Raw genomic sequence first — 15,992 nt, 5'->3', positions numbered from 1 at the left:
CACGTTGTATTTATTACCATGAAAAAACATTTACACAGAATCATCCTGATCATAATCCCGGCCATGCTGGCATCGTGCTTTGACATAGCCGAAAAGCCGGTCGGCCTGCTGGATCCACAAGCCATATTCAGAACACCGAAAGATGTAGAAGCCGTCATCTTCGGGGCTTATGGATGGATTGCTTCGGAGCGCCTGTATGGACGGCAGTTTGTGTCGGCACTCATGCTTCGCGACGACATGTCAGACATCGGTGATCGCGGCACGCCGGCAGAACGCCAGCAGGTAAATGATTTCAACATGGACGATAACAACTACATGGTCTACCAGTTCTGGCCTTACTGGTACCAGGTTATCAGCGCGGCGAATGCGGCCATCACCGGTGCAGGGTCGCTGGGTGTTCCCGCTGCCGAGATCAACCCGCTGGTGGCGGAAGCACGCTTTATTCGTGCATTTGCGTACTTCCATCTGGTGCGGCTGTTCGGCGACATTCCCTACGTTGATTTTTTCATTGCCGATGCGGAGTCCGTCAGCAAGCTGAACCGTACCCCTGCTGCGGTGGTGTATAAAGGCATCAGGGCAGACCTTGAATTTGCCAAACAATGGCTGCCGGACAAGCAGCCTGCCGAGGTAAGAAGCCGTGCTACCAAAGGCACCGCCGCTGCCTACCTGGCGGATCTTTACCTCACCCTGCACGATTACACGGGTGCATACCGGGAAGCCAAATGGGTGATCGAAAATAAGTCCAGATTTGGCTACGACCTCGAACCCGACTTCCAGACACTATTTCAGGCGCCTCAGGCCAATGATATGCAGGAACATATTTTTGCAATCGACTTCCTCGGGTTGCAGATCGGACTCGCCGGAGCCAACGACGACATCATGGCTCCCATGACAGGCATTCGGGGCGGTGATGCGCCGCGCAGTGGTTGGAGCGTGATTGTACCAAGCCAGCGGGTTTTTGATACCTGGGACGGTCGCGATTACCGCAAGCAAGTAAGCTTCGACACCACGATCCTGATCGGAGGCAAAGTGGTACCGTATACCGAATTTCCCAACGTCAGGCGGCCGCATATCGCGAAGTACGCGCGGTTTGCAGGTAATTCCAATGCCGAGGGCCGGGACTCCGACCAGAACTATGCGGCCATGCGCTATGCCGAAGTGCTGCTGATTGCTGCCGAAGCCGCCGGGGAGCTGGGCGGAACCACGAATGAGGCAATGGGTTATGTGAATGAAGTACGTGCGCGCGCCAGGAACCGGGCAGGTACCCTCACAGACTTCCCTGCAGATGTCGATCCGAAGCTCAGCAAAGAAGAATTTATCAGCCTGGTGCTGGAAGAACGCCGGCTGGAACTTGCGTTTGAATACAAGCGGTGGTATGACATTCAGCGCAGGAAACTGGGTGAGGTCGCATTCAAAGATTCCAGCTCGCTTGAACCCCATGCCAATTTCAGCCCGGGACGCGATTACCTGATGCCCATTCCGCGGGTAGACCTGCAAACCAACCCCAACCTGACACAGAATCCCGGGTACTAACAAGAATATGTAAAGCAAAGCTCGGAATACATTGCCATGTACTTCCGGGCAGGTTGTTGCGGCAGTTTTTGTGATTTTGGTAAACAAAAAAAGGAAGGCTCGCGTTAGCTTTTGATACTGGCATTCTATTTCGCCGAATATATCAGGATCCATGGAGCTTAAAACTTACCGCGTAAAAAAATCCCGCAGGGTATCTGCAGTCCTTCTTGCAGCAGTGATCACAGGCTGTTTTTCCGCACTTCTGGCCGACACGCTGAAAGTGATCACAGAGCATTATGAAGAGTCTTTTCTGGAAAAACTGCATCATAACCCCTACCTGATTTTTATTATTCCTCTTTTCGGATTGACGATCATCCACGTACTGCGCTACTTCTTGTTTCATAACAAAGCAAACAAAGGGATCAAGGAGGTACTCGACACGATCAACAAAAACGCGCATACCCTGCCGGCCTACAAGATTCCCTCCCATTATTTCAACGGATTTCTGACGGTGATTTTTGGCGGCTCAACGGGCATTGAAGTGTCGACCGTAGTGTCCACAGCCGCCATCGGCGCTTTGTCGAGCCGGAAAGTAGATTACCTGCGCAGGTACCGGACTGCACTCGTGTGCGGCGGTCTGGCAGCGGGCGTGACAGCCCTTTTCAATGCACCTGTCGCCGGTTTCCTGTTTGCATTTGAGGTTTTTACACGTAAAAAAAGCAAGCTGCACCACGCAGTCGTGGCTACGGCCGTACTTACTTCTTTCCTGGTCACGCACTTCTTCTTTTACCACCAGATTTTTCACTTTGCCGTAACCGACTGGCAACTGGATGCACTTCCCTACATCGTTTTGCTCGGCATCCTGGCGGGGCTGAACTCGGTGTACCTGACAAAAAGTGTCTTATTTTTTAAGAAATTCTTTGCCGCTCTGCCCAATGATCATACCCGCATCCTAGGCGGCTCACTGCTGATATCAACCCTCATCTTTTTCGTCCCACATCTGTACGGAGAAGGTTATGCGGGCATCAAAAACGTGTTTACCTATGCACAAGCCCCCTCTCCTGCGATTGTTTTTTCGGTACTCGCCCTGCTCCTGCTGAAACCGGTGGCTACTTCGGTGACCCTTGGCGCAGGGGGTGACGGTGGTGTTTTTGCTCCGAGCCTGTTTATCGGTGCTTTCCTCGGGATGCTGGTATGCAGTATCCTCAACCACTTTTTCGGGCTGGGACTTATTCCTGTCAATTTTGTCCTGATCGGCATGGCGGCGGTACTCAGCGGCAGCATCCACGCGCCTTTTACATCTATTTTCCTGGTTTGTGCACTCGCAGACAATTACGTCCTCTTCATCCCGATTGTCATTGCCAGCCTCGTTTCCAAGTGGGTCGCCTCAGCCATCTTTGCTGATTCAGTTTATACGTACCAGGTAAAACAGGCCGGATAAAAGCAGGCAGCTCCGGGAAAGCACAATTTTGTAACCGAGGGAAAGGTTAACTATCTTGTTTCGCCGTGCGAAATGTACTCGCAGGCCGCAACGAATTTGCAGTCTTTAACCTATCCTCCGCAATATGAAGCACACGTTACTAGTCCTGGTCTGCATGTTCTGCTGCTTTTCCTGCGCGAATGAACAGGGAAATAATGCTGTAACCGAGGATGTGGCCCTAATGATGCAGGTTCCTCCTCCTGTCGATGCACAGAATAATCCGGCTCCGGCCCAGAATGATAAACCTAAGATTGCCAGACAGCTGATCAAGACCGGGAACGTAGAGTTTGAGACGGATGACATTGAAAAGGCCAGAAAACAGATCCTGCAGGCCGTGACTGCAAGCCAGGCCTACGTCGGGCGTGATGAGCAGCAAAGCTTTCCGGACAAGATCCAGTACACCATCGCTGTAAGAGTCCCAGCCGCGAAATTTGACGATTTTCTGACTGCGGCTACGCGGAATGTTGCCCATTTCGACTACAAGAAGATCCATGTGGAAGACGTCACCGCACAGTACCTCGACTTTGAAGCACGCCTGAAAACAAAAAAGGACATCGAAAAAAGGTACCTTCAGCTACTGGCCTCCGCCTTAAAAGTGGGCGATATCCTCAACATTCAGAAAGAGCTCGGCGCCATACGTACCGAAATTGAGTCGACAGAGGGACAATTGAAGTACCTGGGCGATCAGATGCAATATTCTACCCTGACCATTATTTTTTACGAAGAAAATGTTGCCCCGGGCGGTTTTTTCCGTGAAGTAGTGCCTGCTTTCAGGAAAGGTTGGGACATCTTCCTCTCCTTCATCATTGTGCTCATCAGTCTCTGGCCTTTTCTGCTCACCGGTGCTGTCATTTACCTGCTTTCAAATGCATTTATAAAGAAGCGGAAGCGCCGGAAAGCATTGCAATCGCCGGCAAACGACTAGCAGGACTGCTATCCCGGAAGCTGCAACCCTGCGTTTTCATCCCGCTGCGAGCTGCCTGACACTTTGTGCCGTCACCCGAAGGCCTTTGAGGTACTTGATCCTCTTCCCGATATCCGCGCTGAACTCAAAGGTTGTTTCAGGATCAAACTGTGCCTTGAATGCATCCAGGACTTTGTTCAGCTGTGCCCGCGACACGCCGCTGTATTCCAGCTGAAGGTATTGCGATTTCTCTGCGGAGTAGGTTTTGAATTTCCAGTACTGCGGATGATTGACACCTATAAGCGGGGTGAAATCCTTTTCATGATGGTTTTTTATAAAAAAATCAAGTGTGATCGTGATTGCATTCCGTTTTTTCCCGTGTGCTCCTGTTACCTGTATCTTCACCTCGCGGTTAACCGCCAGCCGGATAATTTGTTCGTATTGCATGTATGTTGATTCTGTATGTTCAAATGGCTCCTTCACTTTCTCAATTGCCCTGCTTTCTTCCCCATATCTGACCCGATTGAGACGGGTATCCTGTCTATCCTGCACCGATATACGCCCGATACGTCAATCCCGATCGGAAAGCTCAGATTTTGAATGAATGATCGTCAGTAAGGCGAATGCCTTAATTGGTGGTGGTTGTGGTGCAAATTTAATTAAACTATTTAGTCTACCAATTTTATAGTTTAATATTTGTCACGAATAAAATTCTACTATGATAGTACATCCTGGAATACCAGCTGGAAAAGAAAGAAGTTAGTCCGCCGGATCAATGCATGCCTGCAACCCTGTCGATTAATGCATGGTACCTTTCGTCCGCCAGGTCGCCCGCAAGCCAGTCACGCGCAATGTACCTGAAAAAAAGCATCGGAGGCTCGTGCTTGTCTACCGCAGCCTGAAAGTACGCCACTGCCGTGTCCGACTCGCCGATACAGGCATGCACAATGCCGAAATCGTAGTTGGATACCACCTGCGATTTGCTGAGCGAGGCCATTTGAGTCAGTATATCATGCGCGCTTTCGGGCTCGCCGGACAAGCCGAACAAAGCGCCGCAGGCACTGAGCGTTATGCCATTATAGTTGATCTCCATCGCAGTTTCCAGTGCTTCCTGTGCTTCCGCATAATCCTGCAGGGTAATCAGGTTGAGGCCTGTGATCATATGCCCGCCCCAAAAAGCAGGGTCGAGTGCGGCAAGCTTTCTGCCCTGCGCAACCGCATTACCGAAATCACCCGCAATCCAGTACACGTAACCGCCGTAGAAGTTGTTGATCAGGGAAAACGGTTCCAGCGACAAGGCTTGCGCAATGTGTTCCTGTGCATCCGCCGTATTGCCGGTCAGTGCGAGATAAAGCCCGTACTGGCCGTGCAGTTCGGGCGCATTGGGGTTCAATGCCAGGGCTTTTTCGAATGCCTGCGCCGCACTGGCAAAGTCCCACTCGTAGAGCATGTGCATACGCGCGAGTGCCAGGTAGCTTTCATCAATGTCGGGATCCAGCTCCAATGCACGCTTCGTGGCTTCGGTCATCAGCGGGATTGCGCGGGAAGCCGGCATGAGCCTGTAAAACCACATGTTCAGGTAGCAGGAGGCAATGCCGGCGTGGGCGATTGCATAGTCAGGCTCGATGGCGAGTGCCGACTGGAAGTAGCCGATTGCCTTGTTAAACTCGGTGGTTCCGGCAAATTTATTATGAAAAAACCGCCCGTGCAGGTATAGCTGGTAAGCTTCCGGACTATTTGTATAGCGCTTGAATGTGGCGCGTGGCTCCTCGCCAAACAGCTGCACTTTCACCTGCCGCAGGATTGAGAGCGCAATTTCATCCTGTATATCAAAAATGTCTGCAATCTCACGGTCGTACTGGTCAGACCAGAGGTGTTGCCCATCGGCCGCATTGACGAGCCGGGCTGTGATACAGATGCGGTTACCCGACATCTGCACGCTGCCTTCCAGGATATGGCTCACACCCAGCTGTTCCCCGATGCTGCGAAGGTCCTGGTTTTTTCCTTTGAAGGTAAAAGAAGAAGTACGGCCGGCTACCTTCAGCCCCGGCGTGCGGCTGAGCAGATTGATAATTTCCTCGGTAACTCCGTCACTGAAATATTCCTGCTCCATATCCTGGCTCAGGTTGGCAAACGGCAGGACTGCAATGGATTTTTGCCCGTCAGGCTGAGCGGTCACATTTATTTCAGACATAAAAACGTATTCAGATTTTATGCAAGATAATAAATCCGGCAAGGCCGGGCGGCAGTAACGTCACTTTCCTACGATAGCGCTGCCGGTGCGAGCCTGAGCCTCAATGTTCTCCGTAGCGCATCTCACCGGCCTTCACGGCCAGTGCCAGCTTGTTTTGCTTAGGCGGCAACGGGCAGGTTGCGTAGGGTGAAAACGCACAGGGCGGATTGATCGCCTTGTTGAAATCGAGCCAGGCGGAGCCATCTTTTTCAACAGACGAGTACAAAAACCGTCCGGATCCGTAAGTTTCGGTCTTATTTGTGAGGTCGGCAAAAATAATGAAGAGCTCATCGGTAGTGCCTACGGCATCAAGGCTGTACTCCTGTCCATCTCTGGTAAATACCAGTCTGCCCGGCGATACCTGCTCGTCGGTCCGGCCGGTAACATCTGTGATAGCGACAGTACGACCGGTTGTAGGCTCAAAGCGGGCTTTTACGCGCCACTTCGTTTCAACCGGAAATCGGTCGATGCCGGTGAATTCTTTCAGATACGGACTTTCGAGGTCACGCAAACGGATCGCGTACTTGTCTCCTCTTTTGATGACGAACCAGCGCAAGGAATTGTGTTTCAGTGTAACTGCCTCTCCGCCAGGAAAAATATCCAGACTGGTTACCGGCTGGTCGCCATTGAAAATTTCAGCCCCCGGACCGGCATGCAGGGTAACGTTGCCCTTGTTGAGTACAAATTCTCCCAGAAAAGGTTTGCTTCGTTCTTTCGGGAACAAGATGTCGTTTTTCTCATCCGCACCAAAGGTATTGCTGCCCTCATGCAGCCAGTACAGCCCCGCGAGGTTCAGCCAGCCCGATTCCTGTTTCAGGTGCTCAATCCTTTGGGCATGCCACTCGCGGATTTCCTGCTCATAAGCATTGTCGTTACGGGTAAATGCGGACGAGCAAAGCACGGCCGCAAGCACGAACAGATAATGTATTTTGTACTTCATAAAATGACCGGTAATACGGGATAAAATGATCAACCTGCCCCTCTGCGCAGGAAAGATCCGGTACGAACCTGTACCCTGCTGCAAATTTACATAAACTATCTAGTCTACAACTTTTATAGGATAATAATTAGCCAAGCTCGCGGCACAAGCCAGCAATTTTTACCTAAACAAACACCACCCCGGGCGGTCAAATTAAAGATATTCTCACACCAGCCGCAAACGCGTAGTAGTTTCTGATTTTGTCATTTAACTTGTCGGTTCGCTATGGATCTGCAACAAAAATACATTCTGATCATCGGCTGCTTTGACACCAAGGGCAGCGTCTTTGCACATTTGCGCAGGCATGTCCTGGCACAGGGTGAGCAGGTAATTATGATGAACACAGGTGTTTACGGCACTACCGACGCCTTTGAAGTACAATTTGAGGCAGCAACCATTGCCACGGAAGGCGACTACGACCTTGACCGGCTGCGCGCGGAACGTGACCGCGGCAAAGCCATTGATGTGATGGGCCGGGGTGCTGCCAGGGTCACGGCCAGACTTGTGGCAGAGGGAAAAATCAAGGCGGTGATCGGGATGGGCGGCGGCGGAGGCACCTACATTGCGCTCGCAGCCATGCAGCATGTTCCGCTGGGCATTCCCAAATTGTGCCTGACCACACTCGCCGCCAAGGATCTCTCCCGGCAGGTGAGCGACAAGGACATTACCTTAATGCCCTCGGTTGTGGACGTGGCCGGCATGAACCACATTCTGAAAATGCTCGTGGAGCAAGCCGCAGCGGCAATATGCGCCATGGCGAACGTGCCCGTGCAGCAGGATCAGGAAGTTGCCGGCTGCGTGGCCATCAGTATGTTCGGCAACACCACGGCCTGCGTGGATCAGTGTACCAAGCTGCTCAACCTGGAAGGTTACGAGGTAATGGCTTTTCACGCGACCGGCACAGGAGGCAAAACCATGGAGGCGCTGATCCGCGAGGGAAGCTTTGATGCAGTACTCGACGTGACCACAACCGAGCTGGCCGACGACCTCTGCGAAGGCATTTGCAGCGCCGGACCAGAGCGGCTGACCGCTGCGGCTGAAATGGGAATTCCTCAGGTGGTGGTACCCGGATGTCTGGATATGGTCAATTTTGCGCAGCCCGACACCGTACCTGCGCGCTTCCGGAACCGCCAGCTTTACAGCTGGGCACCGGATGTAACGCTTATGCGGACCAACCCGGAAGAAAACAGCATACTGGGAGAAAGGCTGGCCGGAAAAGTGAGCCGGTCGGAAGCGCCTGCGGCCATCGTGATCCCCCAGCAGGGTATTTCCCAGGTTGATGCCCCCGGCGGAATATTTTACAACCCTGAGGCTGATACTGTCTTGTTTCAGGCAATCAGGCAGCATGCCGGGAGCAAGGTAAAGATCATTGAGGCTGATCTGCATATCAATGATCCTGCGTTTGCAGAGATACTGGTCCGCACGCTGCTGGAAATAGTAAAAAAATAAAAATGATCATTTAAGCACATTCTGATACAACATGCCAAATCAATGGACGGGGAAAGGAAATCCCTATACAAAACAGGAAGTAAGAGCGCGTTTGCAAAAGACCATCGACGAGGGCAAGGCCATCATTGCCGCCGGAGCCGGAACCGGGATCAGTGCCAAATTCATTGAAAAAGGTGGCGCTGACCTGATTATCATCTACAACTCAGGCAGGTTCAGGATGGCAGGGCACGGGTCTACCGCCGGGCTGATGGGTTACGGGGATGCCAATGCCGTGGCCATGGAAATCGGAGAATTTGAAGTACTGCCCGTCGTGGAAGAGGTTCCGGTAATATGCGGCGTGCATGGCTCCGACCCACGCCGCCGGATGTGGCACCACCTGCTGAAAGTGAAAGAAATGGGATTCTCAGGCGTCAACAATTTTCCCACGCATTGCATTGTCGACGGACATTTCAGGCAGGTCCTGGAAGAAACGGGCATGGGCTTCGCCAAAGAAGTGGAGATGATCCGCCTTGCAACCATGATGGACCTGTTTTCGATCGTATATGTATCCACTCCCGAAGAATCCCGCCAGATGGCCGAAGTAGGCGCAGACGCCATTGTGGCGCATGTAGGTACCACGGTAGGCGGCTCGATTGGTGTGACGGGTGCCGCGGTGTCCATGGACTATGCAGCCGAAAGAACGCAGCAGATCGCGGACGCGGGACGTGAAGTGAATCCCGATATATTCTTCCTGACGCACGGTGGCCCGGTCAATACGCCCGGCGATGTGCGCCACATCCTTTCCCGTACCAACGTGCATGGCTTTGTGGGTGCCTCTTCACTGGAACGTATGGGCATTGAGCAGTCTCTCACAGACCTGACACGGGATTTTAAAAGTATTACGCTTCAAAAATGAATGTTCTTAACACCGACCAGCAGGTACCCACTTATACACTGGAGCAAGACCCGGTCATCGGCGGCAGGTTGTTTACCATGGCCCGGTTTGAAGGTGCGCTGACACACCAGTCAGAACTGCTGGTGCCTCACCGGAAAGATTACTACCTGCTCGTTTTTACCCGTCAGGGCAACAGCAGGCATTGGGTTGACATGACACCGTACGTCACCAGGCCTCATACGATGTATGTGTTCGTACCTAATCAGCTCACCGTCAAGGAGGAGCCCAAACCTATGTGGGCGACCGCCGTTGCATTTACAAAGGAGTTTCTTGCCTTGCAGGAAAATGCGGCCCTCAGCAAGCTGCCGCTGATACAAAATCCCCGGAATGCGCATGAGCTCCTGCTGACCGACGCTGATGTGGCTTTCATTGAGGATATGCTTGAAAAAATACATGCTGAGTACCGGAGCCCCGGCGAGTGGCAGCAACGCATGCTGACTGCCTGGCTGACCGTCCTGCTCACCTACCTGAGCCGCCTGTATACGGAACAGTTTGAAAGCAGCGAAGTGTCGACCGATAAGATCTTACTAAAAGAATTTCATGGAAAGATTGGCGAAAATTTCCGCGAGCTGCACCAGGTGAGTGAATACGCCGGACTGCTGCATGTGTCAGCCGGGTACCTGAGTGAGGTGGTCAAAGCCCAGAGCGGCAGGCCGGCCATCGCGCACATCCATGAGCGGCTCGTGCTCGAATCCCGGCGCCTGCTGTTTCATACCCGGCATTCGTCCAAGGAAATCGCATTCGAGCTGGGATTTTCGGACGCTTCGTACTTCAACCGGTTCTTCAAGCGCGAAACAAACCTGACACCGGCGGAGTACCGGGCGGCTACCCGGGAAATGTACCAGTAATACCGCGAAATGTGTTTCAGGCGAAATGGAAGGCGGCAGTAATTTTGTCACATCACAAAAAATAACGAAAATGAAAAAAGTACTGATAACCGGAGCCAATAAAAGTATCGGATTTGAAACCGCCCGCCAGTTATTGCAGCAAGGCTACTATGTATACCTTGGAAGCCGCGATGCGCAAAAAGGCCGGGAGGCAGCCGATCAGCTGAAATCCGAAGGACTCGACCAGGTAGAACCTATCACGATCGACGTTACGGATGCGGGCTCTATTCAGGCTGCGCGTCAGACCATCGGCAGCAAGACCAGCGTGCTGGATGTGCTGATCAACAATGCCGGCATCAGCGGAAGTTACCCGCAAACCGCGCTCGATGCGGGTACCGGCGTATTCAGGGATGTATTCGAGACCAACTTTTTTGGTTTAATTGAAACTACACAGGCATTTATGGACCTGCTGCATCAATCGTCTGAGCCCCGGATCGTCAATGTAACGTCGGGCCTGGGTTCGCTGACGCTCCACAGCGATCCTTCCTGGAAATATTACCCGGTGAAGCCGGTAGCCTATGCAAGCTCCAAGGCAGCGCTGAACGGTTATACCATCATGCTCGCGTATGAGTTGCGGGATACGAATTTTAAGGTAAATGCGGTGGATCCGGGCTATACGGCTACGGACTTCAACCATCATAGTGGTCCGGGTACTGTACCTGATGCCGCAGCCCGCCTGGTAAAAGCAGCAACATTGGATGAGAACGGTCCCACAGGTCAGTTTTTTAGCAATGATAATGCGCCTGAAACCGGCATAAGTCCCTGGTAAACTGTTGAAGGTAAACGAATGACGGCCAGGCGCTCCGAAATCCGGTGTGCCTAGCCGTCACTGCTTTATCGAATCCGTGTCAATCCGTGTATCCGTGGCTCCCCAAAACAACCTTTTTCACCGTACTTTTCCCATCGTCCGCAACCAGTCGGATCAGGTAGGTACCGGAACTGAGTTTAGGCTTTAGTCTAACTTCACGCTCACGTTTGTCAAGCTGCTGTTCAAACACGATCCGTCCCCGGGAATCCGTCATTTGCAATGTTTCAAAATTGCCGCGGGTCCACTTTACTATAAAACTTTCACGGCTGGGATTTGGAAAAACCTGCATAATTTCCGTCTCCGGTGCCATGCCGGTAATGACTCCCCCACCCCGCAATACCACCGCTGATACAGACATAGGCGGAAGCAAAATGCCGAACGTACTGCCGCTCACATCCACTGCCGACTCCTTCAATGCATTCTCGGTATGGGAAAAAAATGTTTCCGTAGCCGGAAGCTGCGCGAGGGTATAAACCGGTGCCTTGCTCCCGGCCGCAACAAAATCATTCAACTCGCTATGCACCTGCTGCTGCGCGGCAGAACGGTTCACCAGGATCACCGTCATCGAATCTCTGGCCGCATTCAAGGTAGGGTAAGTGGAAACAAGCGTTTCATTTTCGGAAACAGCCTGCAGGAAATCCGGCTGGCTGTACCGGCTGAATAAATGCAATGTTTCCCACATCCCCGTTTTCCAGGTCCAGGGAGTGAAAACCTCCACGCCGTTTTTCATAAATTCCCCCAGCGTGGAAGCATACCAGACTGCCGTGACGGATGGGGCTATACTTTCATCAATACCCGTCTCGGTGAGGCCCAGCGTGACGCCATGCCCAGTACCCAGGTATTGCGTGAGCCACTCATTGCACCGGGCAAAAATATATTCGCGGGTCAGCGTGTTGTCGTATCCGCCGGTAATGGTTTTTACACCATTGGCTTCGGGAAAAATGTAGGTACGGTCAAAGAAAACGCGATGCAGCTGCACCACTTCTTCGGTCTTTTTTGTACTCGGGTAAAAGTGAATGTCGAGCACATCCAGTAGTCTCACGCCACTTCTTTCCTGCTCCTCTGCAATGGATTTGATAAAATATTCAAGCCATGGATAGGTTTTGCCATTTTCGGTTACAGGCTTTCCGTCCCAGTTATACCATTGCCATTCATTGGCAGTTACCGGGCCTGCTAGCTTAATCCCGGGAAACTTTGCGCGCGCCTTGCGGGCGACCTCGAAATACCGCTGCATAAATTCCTGAGGAGAAAGCTGGTTGAGCATTACATCATCGTGTGTGCCCGACCAGATTTCCGGCTCATTGTCCATATTCCAGTAGCGGATACCCTCCGGGTTCAATCCGATGCCTTCGGACCCGAACCAATGGTCCAGGATCCCAACGGTACTGTCAGCAGACCATTTTTCAAGGTACAAGTTGGTATTCCCCCCGACCTTTGCTTTGGTACCGGTTGCAGCAGGTTCGCCGCCGCCGGCCAGGTTCTGGTTTACCCCCTCCCACCATTGGGAACGGTTGTATTCCCAATCCGGGAAGTTGGCTACGCCGGTCTTTGCCGCATAACCCAGCAGTGGAAATGCCCACATACCCTGCGCATCTGGAAAATGCTGCTGCAATGTCCGTGCCGCATAATCCCAGTCTGCGGCATACACATTGTTATACCAGTCTGGGTGGCTGGCGAGCTTCCGGCGCCAGTTGTACTTACTTGCATTATTACCTCCGCTCTCCCGGAAAAAACGAACTCCCGCATCCCGCAGCCGGACCAGATCCACTTCGGATAAGGTCCGGCCGGGGTCGGGAGTAAAGGAATTATTGCGTCCGTACAGGTAGGGTGACACCGCTTTTACCGCTGTACCGGCGTCAATGGTAACTTTGATTTGCCCCAGGACAGCCTGCGGTAAGAACACCAGCAGCAGGATCAGCAATTTACCCATCGGAATATATTTTAGCTGCCTTGAACAGCCTATTTTGCTACAATCCGGAAATTATCTACACTTCCATTGAATGAAGCAATCGCCACATCCGGGCTGTTGAACAACACTTTAAGATCCGTCACTTTCGAAACATCCGTGATCGTATTACCGCCTGCATTCTTGAATTCGGAAAGCTCGATCACAGCCGTTCTCCAGCCATTGGTCTGGTAACCGGTTGCGGCATACTCCGTGGAGTTCCAGGGCTGGAACGAGTACACATACTCACTGCCGCCTGCGGTAATGGTGATGTCATACTTCCCGGCTTTCCAGGGCTCCGCAATGTTGTGCTCGAATTTGAACTGCCTGTCGGCTGCTGCACCGGCTGCGAGTTTGAAGTCAAAAGTACAGGTTGAGAAAACCCAGCCGTCTGCATAACCCGTCGCCGGCAGCTTGGTTTGTTTGATTCTTGAAAACTTACCTGAAATCGAGCCAGGGTCGGTAGCGGCGATGATCGGGGCTGCACCCCAGCAAACCTCTGCATTCCAGGTCGTGGCAGGTATATCGAAGTTGACCATATTACCTGTCATAGCATCATTGATCTTGTAGCCGGTACGGGCCGTACCAAACTCACCCTCAACCGTAACTATGTCTGAAACGGCCGCAGCAGGCATTTTGGCGGTAATCTGATCGACCGAGCTGCTCAGTATCTGCAGGCTTGTGCCGCCAACTTTCACGGATTTGATATTATAAAAGTAATCTCCCCGGATCGTAAGCGTTCCGCCCGGTTTTACAAACTCGGAATACAAACTTGAAATAACCGGCGTAGGTGCCGTCAGCACAAAATCATAGGTTGCCTCTCCGCCCCTGGTCTGCACCCGTATCTTGTTGGACACGCCCGCATCCACCGCCTTGGTCGGTGCATTGGCAGGAATAGTAACAACAAGATTTGAGTTGCTGCCGAGTGCGGCATTGAAGTTTGCTTCAAAATCATTGAAATAAACCTTCAGAACGCTACCCAGATTCTGGCCCTGGATCACGATCAGGCTACCGGGCTCAGCGGCATTCAGGGAACTGTCGGCTTTGGTGGGATCGAGCAGGCGCACGTTGCTGATCATCGGCGCACCGTCCACATCGTCATCGTTACAGCTTTGCATGGAGAGCAGCATTCCTGCTGCCATCACCAATCCCAGGGCTGTTCTGAACATATATTTAAAACTCATGGATGTCGTAGTTTGGTAGGGTTAGTCAACTAGTTTACTGAAATCAAATGCAACCGGCTCGGCCTTCAGGGAAGGTGCATTCACGATCTCGGCTTCCGGAAAAGGCAGGTATAATGTATTGGCCGACAGCGGGTAGTACTCAACCGGAGAGTACGTTACGGTATACTTCTTCGGGTTGGTCGAGCCCGGTACGTACGACATGGTATAGTTTTCCTTTTGCTGTTTGGCTGTATAGGCAATCGCCTTGGCAGGATTGAAATAGTACCAGCGAACGATTTCGTTCCAGGAGTTGCCTTCAAACACCGTCTCAATCCTTCTTTCCTGGAAAATATCCTCAAATGTCAGCGAGGTTTTGTTTGGCATACCCGCCCGTTTACGCACCGCATTGAAGTATTCCAAAGCTTTTACATCCGAAGTAGTCGTATTATTGCCCAGTACGGCATCCGCATAAATCAGGTATACTTCGGCCAGCCGCAGCATATAGGAATTGATGTTGGCTGCCATAAACCCGCCGAGCCCACCGTTATCGGACGGACCGCCGATAATGTACTTTTTAATCGCCGACAAAGCAGCCGGTCTGTTGTATTTCAGACCGCCGGTTGCCTTCTGGATGTTGGGGTAAACGTCGCTGTCGAACATGCCGATGGCTTTTCTGCGCATTGAATCTGCAGGGTTGTCTGTGAAATATTTTACAAGATCCGCTGAAAGTCCCTGTGCTGCGCCCCAGCCGTCGCCTGTACCGGTAATGTTGGCATCGTACGCAAAGTAAGCCTGGAAGGAGTTGTTGACGCCCCAGGGATTGCTCACCGGCATCCACTGCAATGCAAACAAGCTTTCCGAATTGTTCTTGGATGAATTGTTGTTTGCACTTTCAAAAAGCTCACCGTACGTCGGTGCCAGCGAAAGACCGCTTTTTGTAATCACACTTTCCGCATAATACTTCGCACTGTCGAGGTCCGACTGGCTTCGGGTTCCGTTTTGGTTCAATCCCGCGCGCATCAGGTACATTCGCGCCAGCATACCCTCCGCGGAGTACCGCGTAAGACGACCCTGGTCGGCCGTTACCGGCAGGTGCTCAGCCGCATAGCGGTAATCCTGAATCACCAGTTTCCAAACATCTTCAATGCGGTTGCGCACGGGCGGCTCGTTGAGCTGGGCCACGTTGTCGTACACAATGGGTACAGCACCCCAGTTTGTTACCAGGTAGTAGTAAGCCGTGGCACGCATAAACCGGCACTCGCCCAATCCCTGGGACTTCACGCCGTCGGATGCTGTGCTGCCCGTCGCTTCCCTAATGGCTTTGTAGGCATTGTTGCTTTGCGCGATGATTTTGTAAAAAGACTTGTAACCCGGCAAGAGCGTACCTACGTCTGTAGACGGAATTGCATGCTTGATGTAGGCTGTACGGTCGTTTGAGTTGAGGTTACCCGCCCGAGCTTCCTGAAAGGCCATATTCGCTTTATCATTGAAGTCGAACCAGACAATGTTGTACAGGGGCGCGGTGCCTGCCAGGATCTCGGCATCGGTTTTGTAAAAATTGCCCGAGGTAAGTGCGTCCAGCGGCGGGCGGTCAAGGAAGTCCTCACTGCATCCCTGCATGAGCATCAGGGCGCTGAATGCTGCTATGAGTTTGATTTTGAATTGCATATCTTTTTATTCTCTTTAGAATTTTTGACT

At 52.2% G+C, this 15,992-nt stretch carries 13 protein-coding genes; 7 read left to right on the top strand and 6 right to left on the bottom strand.

Features of this window, described 5'->3' with window-relative positions; genetic code table 11:
* Positions 1 to 18 precede the first annotated feature (18 nt).
* The 3 genes from HWI92_RS04805 (at position 19) to HWI92_RS04795 (ending at position 3,917) form a co-directional block, all read left to right on the top strand.
* Entirely contained in the window at positions 19 to 1,533 is a 1,515-nt protein-coding gene (locus tag HWI92_RS04805; RefSeq protein WP_204661140.1) for a RagB/SusD family nutrient uptake outer membrane protein, read from the top strand.
* A gap of 151 nt (positions 1,534 to 1,684) precedes the next feature.
* Positions 1,685 to 2,953, top strand: coding sequence for a chloride channel protein (locus tag HWI92_RS04800; RefSeq protein ID WP_204661138.1), 1,269 nt, complete (start codon positions 1,685 to 1,687; stop codon positions 2,951 to 2,953).
* Positions 2,954 to 3,077: 124 nt separating this feature from the next.
* Positions 3,078 to 3,917: a DUF4349 domain-containing protein gene (locus HWI92_RS04795; protein WP_204661136.1), complete on the top strand. Its 840-nt coding sequence runs from the start codon at positions 3,078 to 3,080 to the stop codon at positions 3,915 to 3,917.
* 36 nt (positions 3,918 to 3,953) lie between these two features.
* Here HWI92_RS04795 and HWI92_RS04790 read toward each other — a convergent pair whose 3' ends face one another.
* The 3 genes from HWI92_RS04790 to HWI92_RS04780 all read right to left on the bottom strand — a co-directional run bounded on the left by HWI92_RS04790 (position 3,954) and on the right by HWI92_RS04780 (position 7,069).
* Complete coding sequence (locus HWI92_RS04790; protein ID WP_229248911.1) at positions 3,954 to 4,343, bottom strand: hypothetical protein; 390 nt, start codon at positions 4,341 to 4,343, stop codon at positions 3,954 to 3,956.
* Positions 4,344 to 4,668: 325 nt separating this feature from the next.
* On the bottom strand, positions 4,669 to 6,090 hold the full coding sequence (locus HWI92_RS04785; RefSeq protein ID WP_204661134.1) for a tetratricopeptide repeat protein: 1,422 nt from the start codon (positions 6,088 to 6,090) through the stop codon (positions 4,669 to 4,671).
* A 100-nt stretch (positions 6,091 to 6,190) separates the two neighbouring features.
* Entirely contained in the window at positions 6,191 to 7,069 is an 879-nt protein-coding gene (locus tag HWI92_RS04780) for a DUF1684 domain-containing protein (protein ID WP_204661132.1), read from the bottom strand.
* Between the two features lie 264 nt (positions 7,070 to 7,333).
* On the opposite strand from HWI92_RS04780, the gene HWI92_RS04775 reads away from it, so the two are divergent.
* The 4 genes from HWI92_RS04775 (at position 7,334) to HWI92_RS04760 (ending at position 11,147) form a co-directional block, all read left to right on the top strand.
* Positions 7,334 to 8,557, top strand: coding sequence for a Tm-1-like ATP-binding domain-containing protein (locus HWI92_RS04775; RefSeq protein WP_204661130.1), 1,224 nt, complete (start codon positions 7,334 to 7,336; stop codon positions 8,555 to 8,557).
* A gap of 31 nt (positions 8,558 to 8,588) precedes the next feature.
* Complete coding sequence (locus HWI92_RS04770) at positions 8,589 to 9,452, top strand: phosphoenolpyruvate hydrolase family protein (RefSeq protein WP_204661128.1); 864 nt, start codon at positions 8,589 to 8,591, stop codon at positions 9,450 to 9,452.
* Entirely contained in the window at positions 9,449 to 10,339 is an 891-nt protein-coding gene (locus tag HWI92_RS04765; protein ID WP_204661126.1) for a helix-turn-helix transcriptional regulator, read from the top strand. The genes HWI92_RS04770 and HWI92_RS04765 overlap by 4 nt, the downstream gene beginning before the upstream one ends.
* Positions 10,340 to 10,409: 70 nt before the next feature.
* Positions 10,410 to 11,147 (top strand): SDR family oxidoreductase, encoded by a 738-nt coding sequence (locus tag HWI92_RS04760; protein ID WP_204661124.1) that lies wholly within the window; start codon positions 10,410 to 10,412, stop codon positions 11,145 to 11,147.
* 79 nt (positions 11,148 to 11,226) lie between these two features.
* Here the strand turns inward: HWI92_RS04760 and HWI92_RS04755 are convergent, their stop codons facing one another.
* From HWI92_RS04755 to HWI92_RS04745, 3 genes are read right to left on the bottom strand one after another with little or no spacing between them, the layout of a single operon-like run.
* Complete coding sequence (locus HWI92_RS04755; protein ID WP_204661122.1) at positions 11,227 to 13,116, bottom strand: glycoside hydrolase family 44 protein; 1,890 nt, start codon at positions 13,114 to 13,116, stop codon at positions 11,227 to 11,229.
* A gap of 29 nt (positions 13,117 to 13,145) precedes the next feature.
* Positions 13,146 to 14,315, bottom strand: a complete 1,170-nt coding sequence (locus HWI92_RS04750; RefSeq protein ID WP_204661114.1) for a glycan-binding surface protein — start codon at positions 14,313 to 14,315, stop codon at positions 13,146 to 13,148.
* 21 nt (positions 14,316 to 14,336) lie between these two features.
* On the bottom strand, positions 14,337 to 15,962 hold the full coding sequence (locus HWI92_RS04745; protein WP_204661106.1) for a RagB/SusD family nutrient uptake outer membrane protein: 1,626 nt from the start codon (positions 15,960 to 15,962) through the stop codon (positions 14,337 to 14,339).
* Positions 15,963 to 15,992: the final 30 nt, after the last annotated feature.

It is taken from the genome of Dyadobacter sandarakinus, assembly GCF_016894445.1.
GTDB classification, from domain to species: domain Bacteria; phylum Bacteroidota; class Bacteroidia; order Cytophagales; family Spirosomataceae; genus Dyadobacter; species Dyadobacter sandarakinus.
The sequence above is the reverse complement of the archived record's forward strand: the minus strand, read 5'-3'. Positions and strand labels throughout refer to the sequence as shown.

Coding starts and splice junctions, on each gene's coding strand:
- HWI92_RS04805 (WP_204661140.1), top strand. CDS start 19: ATGAAAAAACATTTACACAGAATCATCCTGATCATAATCCCGGCCATG.
- HWI92_RS04800 (WP_204661138.1), top strand. CDS start 1,685: ATGGAGCTTAAAACTTACCGCGTAAAAAAATCCCGCAGGGTATCTGCA.
- HWI92_RS04780 (WP_204661132.1), bottom strand. CDS start 7,069: ATGAAGTACAAAATACATTATCTGTTCGTGCTTGCGGCCGTGCTTTGC.
- HWI92_RS04765 (WP_204661126.1), top strand. CDS start 9,449: ATGAATGTTCTTAACACCGACCAGCAGGTACCCACTTATACACTGGAG.
- HWI92_RS04785 (WP_204661134.1), bottom strand. CDS start 6,090: ATGTCTGAAATAAATGTGACCGCTCAGCCTGACGGGCAAAAATCCATT.
- HWI92_RS04755 (WP_204661122.1), bottom strand. CDS start 13,116: ATGGGTAAATTGCTGATCCTGCTGCTGGTGTTCTTACCGCAGGCTGTC.
- HWI92_RS04775 (WP_204661130.1), top strand. CDS start 7,334: ATGGATCTGCAACAAAAATACATTCTGATCATCGGCTGCTTTGACACC.
- HWI92_RS04760 (WP_204661124.1), top strand. CDS start 10,410: ATGAAAAAAGTACTGATAACCGGAGCCAATAAAAGTATCGGATTTGAA.
- HWI92_RS04790 (WP_229248911.1), bottom strand. CDS start 4,343: ATGCAATACGAACAAATTATCCGGCTGGCGGTTAACCGCGAGGTGAAG.
- HWI92_RS04750 (WP_204661114.1), bottom strand. CDS start 14,315: ATGAGTTTTAAATATATGTTCAGAACAGCCCTGGGATTGGTGATGGCA.
- HWI92_RS04770 (WP_204661128.1), top strand. CDS start 8,589: ATGCCAAATCAATGGACGGGGAAAGGAAATCCCTATACAAAACAGGAA.
- HWI92_RS04745 (WP_204661106.1), bottom strand. CDS start 15,962: ATGCAATTCAAAATCAAACTCATAGCAGCATTCAGCGCCCTGATGCTC.
- HWI92_RS04795 (WP_204661136.1), top strand. CDS start 3,078: ATGAAGCACACGTTACTAGTCCTGGTCTGCATGTTCTGCTGCTTTTCC.